This is a genomic window from Desulfoluna butyratoxydans, assembly GCF_900699765.1.
Classification (GTDB): Bacteria; Desulfobacterota; Desulfobacteria; order Desulfobacterales; family Desulfolunaceae; genus Desulfoluna; species Desulfoluna butyratoxydans.
On the sequence record NZ_CAADHO010000006.1, the window covers coordinates 344954 to 359095 of the forward strand.

Below are 14142 nucleotides of genomic sequence, written 5' to 3' on the forward strand. Positions count from 1 at the left end.
TTGTCTTTGCGTCACGACTCCGCTTTGCCTCCGGTGCGCTCAAAACAGTCCGGCAGCCGGTAACTTTCGGTGGGGCCAAGGCGTTCGTAAGGCCTGTTTGTCAAACTTTTTAAATGTTTGGCCCCCGGCAGGGCCGCCGGAGGCAATGGCTTAGTCACGTTTTTGCGCCGTCAAACGGGGGGCGTCACTACGCGTACGTTTGATAGATGAGCCTGGCCGTGGTGAGAAAGACCACGGTGACAAAGATGGGCTTGATGAGCCTGGCCCCTTTTTTGATGGCCAGGGCGGAGCCGGTACGCGCGCCGATGATCTGGCCTGCGGCCATGATGAGCCCTGCGGTCCAGACGACGTTGCCCAGGGCGATGAAGACGCAGAGGGCCACGACGTTGCTCGTGAAGTTCATGACGCGGGTGTAGCCTGCGGCCCGGGTCATGGAAAAGCCCATGAACAGCACCATCCCTGTGGTCCAGAAGGATCCCGTGCCGGGGCCGAAGAAGCCGTCGTAAAAGCCCAGGAGCAGGCCGCAGAGGGTGTAGAAGAACGGGGCGGGGAGCTTGGGCTTGCGCTGGGCGTCCCCGAAATCGGGGGAGAGCAGGGTGTAGGCCAGCACCGCCAGGAGCAGAATCGGGATGAGCCCTTTGAGGAACCCTGCCTCCATGTGCTGGATGGTCCAGGCACCGGTGGCGGCGCCCGTGAGGGTGGCGGCGATGCCCAGGGCAGCCTCTTTCAGGTTTACCTCGCCTTTCTGGATATAGGTGAGGGCGGCTGAAAAGGTGCCGAAGGAGCCTTGAAGCTTGTTGGTGCCCAGGGCCAGCTGGGGCGGCACACCGACGGAGAGCAGCATGGGAAGGGCCACAAGGCCGCCTCCACCGGCAATGGAATCCACAAATCCTGCGGCGGTTCCGGTGGCGAAAAGACAAAGGGCGATGACGGGGGTAAGGGCAAAATCCATGGGGCTCCCAGCGATGGTGGATGGTTGGGGAAGAGCCTGGCCTGATACGGGCAGCTCAACCTGTGGTATCTCGAAGTCTCCGTGATCCGTTTTTTCCCGGAGCCGACAGACACGCCTTTCGTATCATTGTTACCCGTAAAATCAACCGGGAATGTGACCCCGGGGCTTACCAATAGTCTTCAGGCGGGTGCAGAGTATTCGCCAGCCCTGTGCCCCTTGGGACCCCTCCCTTTTTTATGGACGCCCTTGGCTCAGCAGGGGGCGATTCTTCGTCTTGTCGGCATGATTTATGAAAGATTCACATGCAGAAGGAACCGATGCGCACCTAACTTTAAAAAAACTCACGGTGAGCGTGCAATGCGCAAAGGAGGGAAGATGCGATGGGTGACACTTGTCCTTGTGGTGCTCTTTGTGAGCGCTGTGTCGGTGCTGTCCTGGGCGCAGGGTGCAGGAAAAAAATCAACATACGCCGTAGAGCGGATGACGTGCGGTGACTGTCTTTCCGTCATTTCAACCGGGGTGGCCCACGTGGCGGAAAAGGCCCGTGTGACCGGGGATTATTCCGGGGGTGTGGTGGTGGTGATGCATGACGCCGGAACCTCCCCCGAGGCCGTGGGCCGGGCCATCACCCGGAGCGGCTACCCGGCCCGTCTCACGGAAACCGTGGAGGCCACCCCCGAAGAGATGACCGCGGTGACCGGGGAGCCCGTCCGTAAGATTGAAGGAAGTTGCTGTACAGCGATGAGTCGGCCTGCCTGCGGCGGTTCCGGGGAGAGCTGGAGGGCCCTGTACATGAAACTTAAGGGGTGGTGGGCCCGCTGACCACAGAGTGTGCCTCAAAAAACGTGTCCCTTGATGTTACACAAACCGGTCGTCGGACCGCTTGTCGGACACTGTTTTTTCGTCTGCGGTCATCCACCCCGATGTGCTTTCCTCAACATGATCGAAATTTCGGATGTAGGGCTTGATGTCCATGAGCGGTGTGCCGTCAAGCATGTCGGCCCCGGTGAAGTGCACGGTGGCTCCCTCAACCCGGGTGACGCGGACGATGGAGAGGCCGAGGTGGGTGGGGCGCAAGGGGGAACGGGTGGAGAAGACCCCCCGGGGGCGGGTGTCCATGAAAGGAACCACGGTGAGTTCGGTGCGTGTGGCCTTGTGGAAGTGATAGATCAGGTAGATGTGGCTGAAGCCCTCCAGGTCGGCCAGGCCCTCGGCGTATTCCGGAAGGAGGACGGCGCGGCCCTGCACCTCTTTGGCGCCTTTGGGCTGGATGGGCATGGATGCAAGTTCCGTGTGGGGTGTATGCAGGGTTCCGATGGGTGATATTTCCATGGTTACGTCTCTCCTTTCCTTGTCTGGCGGGGGTAAATGCACTACATAGACTCTTTTTAACACCCCCTAATAGGTATTGAGAGACCCATGGACGCATTGTTTGAAAACTACAGGACACTTCTTGCGCGGGTGAGCGCCCGGTGCGGCGAGATCGAAGCCGCGCTTTCGGGCCACATGGCCTGCCGCAAGGGGTGCAGCGCCTGTTGCCTGAATATATCTCTTTTTCCCGTGGAGGCCGTCAGCCTTCGCCTGGCTTTTGACACCCTCTCCGAGGCACAGAAGGCTTCAGCCCTGGCCCGGGCCGCCGAAAGCAGCGATGAAGGGCCCTGCCCCCTTTTGGACGGGGACGGAGCCTGCCTTCTGTACGGGAACCGGCCCTTGATTTGCCGGACCCATGGCCTTCCCATCCTCTTTGACGACGGCGAGGGGAACCGGAGGGTCGACTTCTGCCCGGAGAACTTTCAGGGGCTCTCTTCCCTTTCAGGGGAGGTCATGATCGACCTGGACCCCATGAACCAGACGCTGGCCGCCGTCAATGCCATGTTCTGCCAGGCGCTTTTTGAGGGAGAGCCCCCCTTTGAGCGGCTCTCCATTGCCGACACCCTGTTTCTGGAATTGGCCTGAGGCCAAGGTTGCGAGACAGGGGCGAAGGCCGGTACCCTCCATCAACAGCTACTTTTTCATCCAGCCAAACCATCCGAAGGCGGCCATGTTTTTGCGGATGTACGTGCCGTGGAGAACCAGGTGGATTGCCACGGCAACAATGAACAGGATGCCTGCCCATTCGTGGAAACCGGTCAGGGCGTGGCGGATGTCCACCAGCACGCTTCCCTTGGCCTCATAGCCGTGGGGAAGAATCCACGCATTGATCAATCCTGTCACCGCAAGGAAGCCTCCCAGTACAAACAGGGCCACGTTGACCCCCCACATTTTTTTCGGGCGTTGCATACCTTATTTACTCCTTTGCTTGAATAAACGCAGTTTTCCTGTACCTGTCCGCTAGATATACGCCCGGGGCTCGAAAAAATCAAATGTTCGGTCCGGGATAGACGATCAAATGAGAGGAATAGGGAGGGTTGCGACGCGCCCGAAAAAAAAGAAACCTGTTTGTCCAAGGTTTCAAAAGTTTGGCCCCCGGCAGGGCTGCCGGAGGCCAGATCTGAGGGCTATGCCCTAAAATAATAATACATAACGATACTCCGCCTTAAATTCGTTATGTGTCGAAGCAACGATCAAAAAATCATGCTGAGGACTTAGGGGATGATCCCGTCATGTGTCATTTATTCTTGGCATGGCCCTGAATGCGTTTGCCCTGTTCGGGACGGGGTTACAGGGACTTCGTGGGGACGGCAGGGAACGCAGGTGTCATTGAAAAAAGCATGGCCCGGGGCATATGCTGCTGTCCCGTTATGGCTGGGGCTGCAGGCCGCTTCCGTTGAGCATTTCACGGAGGACCTGCTTCAGTTCGTTAATCTGGTAGGGCTTCTGGAGGTAGGCGCAGGTGTCGTCTTCGGCCCGGGCCGATTGGGACGGTGCCGACCCGTAGCCGCTGGCGATGATGGCCCTGGCCGTGGGGTCGACCTGCCGGATCTGGTCCAAAGCTTCGCTGCCGCTTAGCCCCGGCATGGTCATGTCGAGGATGACGCAGCGGATCTCCTGCCGGTGGGCCTTGTACAGGGCGACCGCCTCCCTGCCGTCCCTGGCCGAGATAACGGAAAACCCCAGCTTTTCCACCATGCGCTGGGAGATCTTCCTCACGGGTTCCTCATCGTCGGCGATGAGGACCAGGCCGCCCTGTTGCTGGATGGGTTTTTCCAACGGGGGCGCTTTGGGCTGCTTCCGGTGCTCAACGGCGGCAAGGGACGCAGGCAGGAGCACGCGGACGCGGGTGCCCACACCCGGGGTGCTGTCCACGGTCATGGTGCCCCGCAATTGCCGGATGATGCCCAGAACCGCAGCCATGCCCAGGCCCGTGCCGGTCTTTTTGGTGGTGTAAAAGGGGTCGAAGAGTTTGTCCCGGGTGGTTTCGTCCATGCCGCAGCCGGTGTCTTCGATGTCGATGAAGGTGTAGGTGGCCTCGGGCAGGGGGGCGTCCACGCCGGGTCGCACGGGCATGGAACAGGCGTTGAGGTCGCTTCGGGTGCAGAAGACTTTGCCTGTGCGGATGTTGATCTGGCCGCTGGCGTTGCCGATGGCCTGGGAGGCGTTGGTGAGAAGGTTGAGGATCACCTGGCGCAGCTGGCTGAGGTTACCCTCCACGTTGGGGGTGTGGCGGCCCGGGTGAAAGAGGATGCGCACTTTCTTGGAGATCGACACCTCGATGAGGCTCATCATGTCGGTTACCAGGGTGTTGATGTCGACGATGCTGGTCTCCAGCTTTCCCTTTCCCGAGTAGACAAGGAGCTGTCGGGCCAGTTCCGTGGCCCGTTTCCCTGCGGTGACGATGTTGTTGAGGGCTTTCTGGGGACCGGGGTTGCCCGCCACCTCCTCTAAGGCAATGTCGGCGTGGCCGAGGACCGCCATGAGGATGTTGTTGAAGTCGTGGGCAATGCCCCCAGCGATGATGCCCAGGCTTTCGAGCTTCTGGGCATGCTGCATTTTCAGCTCGAAGATGATGCGCTCCTCTTCGGCGCTTTTTTCCCTGGTGATGTCGTTGCAGGCGCGCAGGATTTTGGTGGCCCCCCCCTTGGCTTTGATGGTGGTGGTGCGTTCGCGGAAGTGGCGCCAGCCGTGGGAGAGGTGCCGGACCCGATAGTCCATGGGTGCGGCTGTGGCACAGTGGGTGTTGCCTCGATAGGTTTCGGCAATGCGCTGCCTGTCGTCTGGGTGGATCAGGGCGAGCCAGGCCTCCATGGTGGTGGGCCGGGTTTCCGGTTCCGAGCCGATGACGGCGTCGATGTTGCCGAACCAGACAAGGTCGTCGGTGGCCGGGCTCCATTCGCTGATGAGGTCGCTGGCGGTGAGGGCGGCGAGCCTGTACTTCTCTTCGCTTTTGGACAGGGCCTCCATGGCCCGGACGGCCCGCAGGGTTTCGGAGCTGTACGAGGCCAGGAGACCTCCCACCTCGCGATCCTGATTGACAAAGGGGGGGCTTTTTTTGCCGTGGAGGGAGACGAGCCCAAAGGGCTTGCCCTCCTGATTTTGCAGGGGGAAGATGACAAAGGAGCCGTTGTGATACCCTCCGTATCCACTGGGGCGCAGAGCCCCTTCGTTGCGGATGTCCCCGATGAGGACAGGCTCTTTCCGGTACAGGGCGTAGCCGAAGGGTGAGCTTTTGGCCACCGGGTAGGAGATGAGCCCCGGGGCGTGGCCCCCGTCCAGGCAGTGGACGAGGCGCAGGCCTTCCTGACCGGCGATATAGAGGCTTCCGCCCGATGCGTCCAGGTGGTGGCTGAACTCTTCGAGCAGTCGGGTGCCGAAGCTCTCGATGGTGACGCAGGTGGAGAGCCTTCGGGAGGAGTCAACCACCTCGGTGAGGCGTCGGTTGAGTTCGGTGAGGTAGCGGTTGGTGCTCCTTAGCTCCTCGGCGTTGCGGGAGATGCGCTGTTCGAGAAGTTCTTTGTATCTCTGGTTCTGTTGCCGGAGTTTTACTTCCCGAAGGGTACGTGTCACGGACAGGGAGAGCATGTCCATGGTTTTCAAGGGCTTGATGAGGAAATCGCTGGCCCCTTTTCGCAGACACGCCACCACCTCGGTGGGTTCGCAGGTGGTGGAGGTGACGATGACGGGGATCTCCGGCCACCTCCGCTGGAGGTGCCGAAAGAACGAGTGCCCGTCCATGGCGGGGGTGCGCAGCTCAGAGATGATGAGCTCCGGCGGGTGAACGGCGATGAGCTGGGTGGCGGCAAAACCATCCCTGGCCGTCATTACTTCATAGCCGCATGTTTCCAGGTATGGGGCGTAAGTGTTGATCACCGAGGCATCTCCGTCAACGACAAGGATGGGGCCCCGGGGGGTGCTATGGGTTGAGGTCATGATGGTCTCCATTGCATGGTCAGTGCAAAGGCAATGGTCCGGCAGGGACCATGGGAAATTCTCCGACGGTGAGTCTCTGTTGACGTCTGGGGAAAAATGGCGTTTCGCGTCTGGTGATGGGGCACCTGTCTTCGGGAGAGGGGTGCTTGAAAGCGACGGCTTTGTCGGTGTGGGTATCTCTTTGAAATGTGAGGCTGCTTTAAACAAATATACCGAATGGGCGGTGGACGTGTCAATTGGGATTTCAGCAGGTTATAGGTGATGCATCGCGGCCGGACAGCCCATGGATGAGCACGGCGAAAGGCCCTGGGGCCTCGAAAGGCAAGGGATTTTGTTTTTCACTTTGGATTTGACAAGAGCAATTCCTTCACGCTATCTGTGTTAAATAATGGCAGACACGAAGTCTGTTGCGAATGTCGTTGTTCTGAAGTTGTCATGAATGGGCGCTCCACGAAGGTAAACAGCCACGAAGGCTTTCACGTGAGATGATGCGTTCGTAAAAAACGTCTCCCGGACCAACCATAGGTCCAGGCCGGTGTCGTTTTTTGCGGTGATGTCATGCGGTTTACGTTTATGTGGCTTTTTGCTTTTTCGAACTATGGAGGAATCCAAATGAAACGCTTCGCAGCAGTCGTTGCCCTGGCCCTTGTGGTCTCCCTTCCCTTGTCCGCCCTTGCCCATTTCGGCATGGTAATCCCTGACACATCCGTTGTATCCCGGCAAACCGGAAAAGAGCTGGGCCTCTCCCTTTCGTTTTCGCACCCCTTTGAAGGGGTGGGCATGCCCCTTGAAAAACCAGCGGAGTTTTCCGTGGTTGTGGACGGAAAGAAGCGGGACCTCACCGGAACCCTGGCCCCTTCTGAGGTCATGGGGAAGCCTTCCTGGGCATCCTCGTTTGCCGTCAAGCGGCCCGGGGTCTATACTTTTGTCATGACACCGAAGCCCTACTGGGAGCCCGCCGAAGATCTTTTCATCATCCACTACACCAAGACCATTGTGCCGGCTTACGGCAGCGAAGAGGGCTGGGATGACGAGCTGGGCCTGAAAACAGAGATCGTTCCCCTGACCCGGCCCTTTGGCCTGTATGCCGGCAATCTCTTCCAGGGAGTGGTCAAGCTCGACGGCAAGGCCGTGCCCTGGGCCGAGGTGGAGGTGGAGTTCTACAACCGGGACGGCAAGGCCAAGGCCGCAAACGAGTACCTGGTGACCCAGGTGGTCAAGGCCGATGCCAACGGCGTGTTCTCCTTTACCGTGCCGAACGAGGGGTGGTGGGGATTTTCCGCCCTCAACGAGGCGGATTACCAGCTGGAGGCCGAAGGGGAGAAAAAGGGCGTGGAGCTTGGTGCCGTCCTCTGGGTGGAGTTTTCCAAGTGGCAGGGGTGATCCGGGGCACCGGGCACCAGAGAAACATGTGATTGACCAAGGAATTCAGTGATGCATATTTCCGAAGGGGTGTTGTCCGCTCCGGTTCTTCTGGCCGGAGCGGCCGTTGCCGCGGGCGGTGTGGCCTACGGGCTGAAACGGATGGACGGGGAGGGGACCGTCAGCGCCGCGCTGGTGACCTCCGCGTTTTTCGTGGCGTCCCTTATCCACCTGAACATCGGTCCGGCCAGTGTCCACCTTGTCCTGAACGGGCTGGTGGGCCTGGTCCTGGGCTGGTCAGCTTTTCCCGCCATTTTTACGGGCCTGCTCCTGCAGGCCCTTCTCTTCCAGTACGGGGGGCTCACCACCCTGGGGGTGAACACCGTGGTGATGGCAGCCCCTGCCGTGGCCGTTTATCTGATCCTCGGGCCCCTGGTGTCCCGTTCGGGGCGTGTGGGCCTGGCCGCTTCCTTCGGGTGCGGGTTTCTCGCCGTCCTATTCTCTTCCCTTCTTCTGGCCGCCTCCCTGGTGTTCACCGGGGAAAATTTTACGGTGATCGCCTGGGCGTCGGTGGTGGGCAACGCCCCTGTGATGGTGGTGGAAGGGCTTTTCACCGCTTTTGTGGTCTCGTTTCTCCTGCGGGTCTACCCTGAACTGCTCGGAGGGCTCATGTCGCCTTCGGACGGGCGAAAGGAGGGGCGATGAACCCCCTGCGATGTCTCCTTGTTTTAAGTGTTCTCCTTCTGGCGGCCTCCCCGGCCCTGGCCCATCGCATCAACATCTTTGCCCTCGACGAAGGGGGGGAGATTTACACCGAAAGCACCTTTGCCGGTAAGCGCCCCGTGAAACACGGGGTGATCCGGGTCTACAACGCCGGGGGTACCGTGGTGTTCACCGGGGAAACGAACGACAAGGGGGAGCTGACCTTTCCCCGCCCCGAGCCCGGTGCCCTCACCGTGGAGGTGGACGCCGGCATGGGCCACAAGAACAGCTGGGATCTGGAGCCGTCCGGCGCGGTTGAGGCCCCGGCCGGAGTGACCGGTGAGCCCGCCCCGCAGGTCCATCCCGTGGAGCCGGGTTTTGCGGACCGGGACTGGGAGCGCCTGGCGCAGGTGGTGGACACTGCCGTGGCCAAGGCCCTGCACCGGCAGCAGGAGGAGACGCGGGTTCGGGACGTCATCGGAGGGCTCGGCTACATCGTGGGCCTTCTGGGCATGGCTGCCTGGGTCCGAAGCCGAAAGGGGAGCACATGAACGAAGCCTTTGCGGACATCGACTCCCCCATCCATCAGATAGCCCCCACCGTGCGGGTGGCGGCGGCCTTTGCCCTTTCGTTGGTCACGGCCCTTGCCGCGAGCCCTGCGGTGCCCGTGGCCGCCCTGGGGCTGGGAAGCTGCTTTGTCCTGCTGGCGCGGTTGCCCCTTGGGTCGGTTGCCAGGAGGCTTTTGCCCCTGTGCCTGTTTCTGCTGATTCTCTGGCTTGTCCTTCCCTTTACCGGAGAGGGCCCGGTGCTTAAAGCCCTGGGCCCTTTGACCGTCAAAGGGGACGGATTGGACCTTGCCTTTTTGATCTCCCTGAAGTCTTTTTCCATCCTCCTGATCCTTATGGCCCTGGTCTCCACCATGCACACCTTTGACCTGGGCCATGCCTTAAATGCCCTGGGCATGCCCGTGAAGCTGGCTTTTCTCATCGTCATGAGCGCCCGGTACATCGCCGTCATCGAGCGGGAGTACCGCAAGCTGAGGAACGCAGCCCGCATGCGCGGGTTTCAACCCGACACCTCCCTGCACAGCTACAGGACCTTTGCCCACATGGCCGCCATGCTTCTGGTCCGCTCCCACCTGCGGGCAAAACGGGTGTACAGCGCCATGGTATTGAGGGGCTTTGACGGCCGGTTCAGCCTGCCTGCGGCACGACGTTCCCGGGGGCTGGCCGGGTGTCTTCCCCAGGCCGCCTGCATGGCAGGTTGCGTGGCGGCCCTTGTGGGACTTGACGTGGCCGTCCGGTGGGGGGCCTTTTGAAAAAAAACTTCGCAAAAAACGTTTCTAATGTGAAAAAGTGGACATTATTTCGGCGGAGCCTGGAAAGGCTAGCTTAAGACCTGTTTGTCAAACCCGGTTTTATAAATCAGGCTAAACGTTTGGCCCCCGGCAGGGCCGCCGGAGGCATGTTTGATCTGAATCGTTCGGTTTTATTTTTATCCTGTCCATTATTCAAATACAGGAAGGCGGTATGCGATGGCTGAGCAGTTGATGCATCTTTCAGGATTGACCTACCGGTATCCCGGAGACCGGGAACCGGTGATCAACGGGCTGGACTTTGCCGTGGACAAAGGGGCCAGCATCGGGCTCATCGCGCCCAACGGCAGCGGAAAGACCACCTTGTTCCACCTGATGATGGGGCTGCTGAAACCCGAGGCCGGGGTGATCACGGCCTTTGGGCGGGAGGTTTCCGGCGAAAAGGGGTTCAAGGAGGTCAGGCGGCGGGTGGGGCTGTTGTTCCAGGATGCCGACGATCAGCTGTTCAGCCCCACGGTGCTGGAGGACGTGGCCTTTGGCCCCATGAACCTGGGCCTGGGGCGGCATGAAGCCTTGGACAAGGCCAGGGGCGTTCTTTCGGAGCTGGGGCTTTCCGGTTACGAAGAGCGCATCACCTTTCGGCTCTCCGGCGGAGAGAAGCGCATGGTGGCCCTTGCCACGGTGCTGGCCATGGACCCTGATCTGCTTCTTCTGGATGAGCCCACCACGGGCCTGGACCGTGACACCTTCGCGCGGCTGGTGGCCGTTCTTCAGGCCTCCAAGGTGGCCCGGGTGGTGATCTCCCACGATTTTGATTTCCTGGAGCAGGTGACCGACTCTTTGTGCAGCCTGGTGAGGGGCAAGGTCGTCACGGACGAAGGCCTCCACCTGCATCGCCACGCCCATGTCCATCGCCACGGGGACAGGCCCCACCACCATCATTAAAGCAGGCGCACGGCGTCCCGGTAGAGCGCGGGCACCCCGTCCGTCTCTTCATGGCGCCGGACAAAGGCCAGGAAATCATCGGCCGTGTCGATGTCGTGCCATCCGTCAAGGCGTTTCAGAGAGATGCCGTGGGCCTCAGCCCGTTTGAGCGTCTCTGCCGTCACCGTATCGCAACTCCATCTCATCGTGTCGAAGACAGGCGCAAGAAGGGTTTCCTTGCGCGCCCCCACCAGGCAGTACCCTCCATCTGATACCGGCACCAGCACCATCTGATGGCCCTCAAGGGCATGAAACGCTTCGCGGATACGGTTCGTGGGCAGGTCCGGGATGTCTCCGCCGATGATGACGGCCCGGTGATGTCCGTCGTCAAAGGCCTCGGTGAGGGCGTTTTTCATGCGTTCCCCCAGGTCGGCCCCCCGCTGGGGGCGCATGTCGGGGTGCCCTGGAAACCAGTCTTCCATGAGGGGTTTTTTGCTTTTCGGGGTGTAGGCAATGCGGATGGGCCCTAAAGGGGCCAGGCGCTCAAGGGTGGTTTCCACAAAGCGTCGGTAGAGGGCAAGGGCCGTGGCATGGCCCAGACGGGTCGCCAGACGGGTTTTGACCTTGCCGAGTTCCGGGGCTTTGACAAAGAGAATGATCAGGGGCATGGGATCTCCTTTCAACTTTCCACGGTATCATCCTTGCCCGGATATATCACGGGCCGAGTGCCCTCGGTTTGCCCGAAGGGGGAGACGAATGAGCAGAAAACCGTGAATGACAATTTGACCGTTACATCCAAATTGCTCGATAAACCAAGACGTTCTAATGAGGCGACATATCTTTTGAGACCTGTTGGTTAAACCCAAACCATAAAATCAGGCAAGCCTTTGGCCACCGGCAGGACCGCCGGAGGCAACGGTTCGTAAGGGTTGCCGCCTGGGGGAACCACCTTTCTCCTTGCTTTTGGCGAGTCAGGGGCTTCATAATAAATGGTTATGAAACCTATCGATGAACACGAGGTCCTGTGCCATTGTTTCGGATTGACCCGCGGGGATATTGCCGATGACCTTGCGCGCCATGGAACCTCCACGCTGCTGACGAAAATCACCCAGGCCAAGCTTTCAGGTGACTGCCGTTGTGTCGAGACCCATCCGGAGAAACGCTGATGCGTCGGCGATGTTCGCCGGGCGGTGAAAGCGGAAACCTTGAGGTCAACCCTGAAAAAAACAGACACCTGATACCTGGAACGTGATTCATGAGCGTAAAAATAAAAGAGAAGCTGGCAGGTATTTACTCCCGGTTTAACCGGGACGATCAGGTGTTGATCCTTATCAATGCCGATCCCGATGCCATTGCCAGTGCCGTGGCTTTCAAGCGCCTTTTGTGGCGGCGGGTGAGCCATGTGGTCATTGCCTCCATCAACGTCATCAAGCGGCCCGACAACCTGGCCCTGGTGCGTTACATGAAGGCCGACATCAAGCCGTGTTCCCACGCGCTCATGCAGGGGTTCAACCGGTTCGTGCTGGTGGATTCCCAGCCCCACCACTCGGAAGTGTTTGAAAAAATCAACTTCGACGTGGTCATCGACCACCACCCCGACGGAGGGCGGCGGGACGGGTACACGGATATCCGCCCCGATTACGGGGCCACGGCCTCCATGATGACCGAGTACCTCCGAGGGGCCCACATCAAGCCGTCGGTGCGTCTTGCCACCGGCCTCTTCTACGCCATCAAGACCGACACCAACAACTTTCAGCGCCAGACCCTGGTGGAAGATGTGAGGGCCTTTCAATACCTCTACCGCCTCTGCAACGTGCACATGCTCCAGAAGGTGGAACAGGCGGAGCTCAAGCCCAGCTTCCTCAAGTACTTTCAGCGGGCCCTCAAAAACAGGCACATCAGGCGAGGGCGGATGTATTCCCATGTGGGCACGGTGCCCACGCCCGATGTGCTGGTCCTCATCGCCGATTTTTTCATGAAGGTGGATGCCGTGAGCTGGAGCATTGTCTCCGGGATCTACGGCAAAAAGCTGGTGGTGATTTTCCGCAACGACGGGGTGAGGAAAAACGCCGGGCGCCTGGCCGAGCAGAGCTTCGGATGTTATGGCAGTGCCGGGGGCCACAAGGACATGGCCCGGGCCGAGATGGTGGTGGCCGAGTGCGGGATCGAGGCCGTCAGCGAAGATGATGAAAAAATGCAGCGCTGGATCATCAAGCGCATAGAGTCACGGTGACCATGAACACAACCAACACGCGACACACGTCAACAAAAACAAGCAGAAACAAGGTCCTTGGGGCCATTGTGGTGGCCTTCGGGGTGTTTGCCCTGGTGGTGGCCGCCGGGGTGACCACCGGGTTCAACACAAAGCAGGAGGTGGTACTCTCCGGCCGGACCATGGGCACCACGTACCATATCAAGGCCGTGGTATCCGGCAAGATGTCCGCGGACGCCTTAAGCCTTGCCGTAACCCGGCGCCTTGAGGCCCTTAACCGCAGCATGTCTGTCTACGATCCGGACAGCGAGATCTCCCGGTTCAACCGGGCGGGCAAAGGCGTGGCCGTGCCTGTTTCCGAAGATCTTCTCACCGTGTTTTCCGTGGGGACCCGGGTCCACAGCCTCACCGAGGGCGCCTGGGATGCCACCGTGGGTCCTCTGGTCACCCTCTGGGGGTTCGGGCCGGGCAAAATCGAGGACCGCTTTCCCCGGGAGGACGAGGTGGCTCGCGCCCTGGCCCGTGTGGGCTTTACAGCTGTGTCACGCAAAGGTGACGGGGCCCTGGCCAAAGACCGTGATGGTCTCTTCCTGGACTTCGGGTCCATTGCCAAGGGCTACGGGGTGGATGCCGTGGCCGCTTTGCTGCGTGAGAAAAAGATTTCCCACTTTCTGGTGGAGATCGGCGGGGAGGTTTACTGCGAAGGCCATCGCCTGGACGGAAAACCCTGGCGCGTGGGGATCAACACCCCCCGTCGGGGAGCCATGGTGGGGGACCTCTTTCAGGTGCGGACTTTACAGGGCCAGGCCCTTGCCACCAGCGGAGATTACCGCAACTACCGCAACGTGGGCGGGCGCATCTGGACCCATGTTATTGACCCCCGCACAGGGTATCCCGTGGAAAACGGCGTCACCAGTGCCTCGGTCCTGGCCGATTCCACGGTCTTTGCCGACGGGCTGGCCACAGCCCTCATGGTGATGGGCCCTGCCAAAGGGATCGCTCTGGTGGACCGGCTTGACGGGGTGGAGTGCCTGCTCATCGTCCGCAAACCCGACGGCACCCTGGAAGTGTCTGCCTCAAAGGGGTGGGTGGAGCGGTCCCGCTAACCCGCATTCTCCTGTCCTGGGCTTACCTGAACCTGTCCGGGCCTTTCATTGTCCCCGCCCGGGGCGGCTGAGCAGGCCCGGGCATTGAGCCCGTCTCCTTATTTAAACATGGGGTCTCCGGCGGCAATGCCATGCAGCATCGCCAATTTTATCTTATGTTTTGTTTTTGTTCCTTTGGTTGACACATTGTTTTTGCCTGGTGTACTCTGTCAGTCGGACAATGTGAGACCGTCCCATGCCATGGGCAACCCCTGAATCTCCC

The 14142-nt window shown here is 60.2% G+C and carries 15 protein-coding genes; 10 read left to right on the forward strand and 5 right to left on the reverse strand.

Annotation, left to right across the window (positions count from 1 at the left end; genetic code table 11):
• Nucleotides 1–187 precede the first annotated feature (187 nt).
• Entirely contained in the window at nt 188–952 is a 765-nt protein-coding gene (locus MSL71_RS17475) for a TSUP family transporter (RefSeq protein ID WP_180142791.1), read from the reverse strand.
• Nucleotides 953–1327: 375 nt separating this feature from the next.
• Between MSL71_RS17475 and MSL71_RS17480 the strand changes: the two genes are divergently transcribed.
• Entirely contained in the window at nt 1328–1774 is a 447-nt protein-coding gene (locus MSL71_RS17480; protein WP_180142793.1) for a heavy-metal-associated domain-containing protein, read from the forward strand.
• A gap of 36 nt (nt 1775–1810) precedes the next feature.
• Here the strand turns inward: MSL71_RS17480 and tsaA are convergent, their stop codons facing one another.
• Nucleotides 1811–2284, reverse strand: a complete 474-nt coding sequence (tsaA, locus tag MSL71_RS17485) for a tRNA (N6-threonylcarbamoyladenosine(37)-N6)-methyltransferase TrmO (protein ID WP_180142795.1) — start codon at nt 2282–2284, stop codon at nt 1811–1813.
• An 87-nt stretch (nt 2285–2371) separates the two neighbouring features.
• Between tsaA and MSL71_RS17490 the strand changes: the two genes are divergently transcribed.
• Nucleotides 2372–2908, forward strand: a complete 537-nt coding sequence (locus MSL71_RS17490; protein WP_180142797.1) for a YkgJ family cysteine cluster protein — start codon at nt 2372–2374, stop codon at nt 2906–2908.
• Between the two features lie 48 nt (nt 2909–2956).
• On the opposite strand, the gene MSL71_RS17495 is transcribed toward MSL71_RS17490, so the two are convergent.
• Nucleotides 2957–3232, reverse strand: a complete 276-nt coding sequence (locus tag MSL71_RS17495) for a DUF4405 domain-containing protein (RefSeq protein ID WP_180142800.1) — start codon at nt 3230–3232, stop codon at nt 2957–2959.
• A gap of 459 nt (nt 3233–3691) precedes the next feature.
• Entirely contained in the window at nt 3692–6259 is a 2568-nt protein-coding gene (locus MSL71_RS17500; RefSeq protein WP_180142802.1) for a response regulator, read from the reverse strand.
• 612 nt (nt 6260–6871) lie between these two features.
• On the opposite strand from MSL71_RS17500, the gene MSL71_RS17505 reads away from it, so the two are divergent.
• From MSL71_RS17505 to MSL71_RS17525, 5 genes are all read left to right on the forward strand, one after another.
• On the forward strand, nt 6872–7642 hold the full coding sequence (locus MSL71_RS17505) for a DUF4198 domain-containing protein (RefSeq protein WP_180142804.1): 771 nt from the start codon (nt 6872–6874) through the stop codon (nt 7640–7642).
• A 51-nt stretch (nt 7643–7693) separates the two neighbouring features.
• A complete protein-coding gene (gene cbiM / locus MSL71_RS17510; RefSeq protein WP_180142806.1) occupies nt 7694–8326 on the forward strand; it encodes a cobalt transporter CbiM in 633 nt (210 codons plus the stop codon).
• Complete coding sequence (locus MSL71_RS17515; RefSeq protein WP_180142808.1) at nt 8323–8874, forward strand: hypothetical protein; 552 nt, start codon at nt 8323–8325, stop codon at nt 8872–8874. The genes cbiM and MSL71_RS17515 overlap by 4 nt, the downstream gene beginning before the upstream one ends.
• A complete protein-coding gene (cbiQ, locus tag MSL71_RS17520) occupies nt 8871–9641 on the forward strand; it encodes a cobalt ECF transporter T component CbiQ (RefSeq protein ID WP_180142810.1) in 771 nt (256 codons plus the stop codon). Before MSL71_RS17515 ends, cbiQ begins: the two co-directional genes overlap by 4 nt.
• Nucleotides 9642–9857: 216 nt before the next feature.
• Nucleotides 9858–10583 (forward strand): energy-coupling factor ABC transporter ATP-binding protein, encoded by a 726-nt coding sequence (locus MSL71_RS17525; RefSeq protein ID WP_180142812.1) that lies wholly within the window; start codon nt 9858–9860, stop codon nt 10581–10583.
• Here MSL71_RS17525 and MSL71_RS17530 read toward each other — a convergent pair.
• Nucleotides 10580–11230: a TIGR04282 family arsenosugar biosynthesis glycosyltransferase gene (locus MSL71_RS17530; protein ID WP_180142825.1), complete on the reverse strand. Its 651-nt coding sequence runs from the start codon at nt 11228–11230 to the stop codon at nt 10580–10582. The genes MSL71_RS17525 and MSL71_RS17530 overlap by 4 nt on opposite strands.
• A 321-nt stretch (nt 11231–11551) precedes the next feature.
• Between MSL71_RS17530 and MSL71_RS17535 the strand changes: the two genes are divergently transcribed.
• From MSL71_RS17535 to MSL71_RS17545, 3 genes are all read left to right on the forward strand, one after another.
• Entirely contained in the window at nt 11552–11728 is a 177-nt protein-coding gene (locus MSL71_RS17535) for a bacterioferritin-associated ferredoxin (RefSeq protein ID WP_180142827.1), read from the forward strand.
• An 89-nt stretch (nt 11729–11817) separates the two neighbouring features.
• A complete protein-coding gene (locus MSL71_RS17540) occupies nt 11818–12795 on the forward strand; it encodes a DHH family phosphoesterase (RefSeq protein WP_180142829.1) in 978 nt (325 codons plus the stop codon).
• A gap of 2 nt (nt 12796–12797) precedes the next feature.
• The gene (locus MSL71_RS17545) at nt 12798–13880 is read left to right on the forward strand and encodes an FAD:protein FMN transferase (protein ID WP_180142831.1); all 1083 of its coding nucleotides are present in this window, start codon (nt 12798–12800) and stop codon (nt 13878–13880) included.
• Nucleotides 13881–14142 lie beyond the last annotated feature (262 nt).

Excerpts from the sequence above, each read along its gene's own strand:
- MSL71_RS17475 (WP_180142791.1), bottom strand. The coding sequence starts at position 952 with ATGGATTTTGCCCTTACCCCCGTCATCGCCCTTTGTCTTTTCGCCACC.
- MSL71_RS17480 (WP_180142793.1), top strand. The coding sequence starts at position 1,328 with ATGCGATGGGTGACACTTGTCCTTGTGGTGCTCTTTGTGAGCGCTGTG.
- tsaA (WP_180142795.1), bottom strand. The coding sequence starts at position 2,284 with ATGGAAATATCACCCATCGGAACCCTGCATACACCCCACACGGAACTT.
- MSL71_RS17490 (WP_180142797.1), top strand. The coding sequence starts at position 2,372 with ATGGACGCATTGTTTGAAAACTACAGGACACTTCTTGCGCGGGTGAGC.
- MSL71_RS17495 (WP_180142800.1), bottom strand. The coding sequence starts at position 3,232 with ATGCAACGCCCGAAAAAAATGTGGGGGGTCAACGTGGCCCTGTTTGTA.
- MSL71_RS17500 (WP_180142802.1), bottom strand. The coding sequence starts at position 6,259 with ATGACCTCAACCCATAGCACCCCCCGGGGCCCCATCCTTGTCGTTGAC.
- MSL71_RS17505 (WP_180142804.1), top strand. The coding sequence starts at position 6,872 with ATGAAACGCTTCGCAGCAGTCGTTGCCCTGGCCCTTGTGGTCTCCCTT.
- cbiM (WP_180142806.1), top strand. The coding sequence starts at position 7,694 with ATGCATATTTCCGAAGGGGTGTTGTCCGCTCCGGTTCTTCTGGCCGGA.
- MSL71_RS17515 (WP_180142808.1), top strand. The coding sequence starts at position 8,323 with ATGAACCCCCTGCGATGTCTCCTTGTTTTAAGTGTTCTCCTTCTGGCG.
- cbiQ (WP_180142810.1), top strand. The coding sequence starts at position 8,871 with ATGAACGAAGCCTTTGCGGACATCGACTCCCCCATCCATCAGATAGCC.
- MSL71_RS17525 (WP_180142812.1), top strand. The coding sequence starts at position 9,858 with ATGGCTGAGCAGTTGATGCATCTTTCAGGATTGACCTACCGGTATCCC.
- MSL71_RS17530 (WP_180142825.1), bottom strand. The coding sequence starts at position 11,230 with ATGCCCCTGATCATTCTCTTTGTCAAAGCCCCGGAACTCGGCAAGGTC.
- MSL71_RS17535 (WP_180142827.1), top strand. The coding sequence starts at position 11,552 with ATGGTTATGAAACCTATCGATGAACACGAGGTCCTGTGCCATTGTTTC.
- MSL71_RS17540 (WP_180142829.1), top strand. The coding sequence starts at position 11,818 with ATGAGCGTAAAAATAAAAGAGAAGCTGGCAGGTATTTACTCCCGGTTT.
- MSL71_RS17545 (WP_180142831.1), top strand. The coding sequence starts at position 12,798 with ATGAACACAACCAACACGCGACACACGTCAACAAAAACAAGCAGAAAC.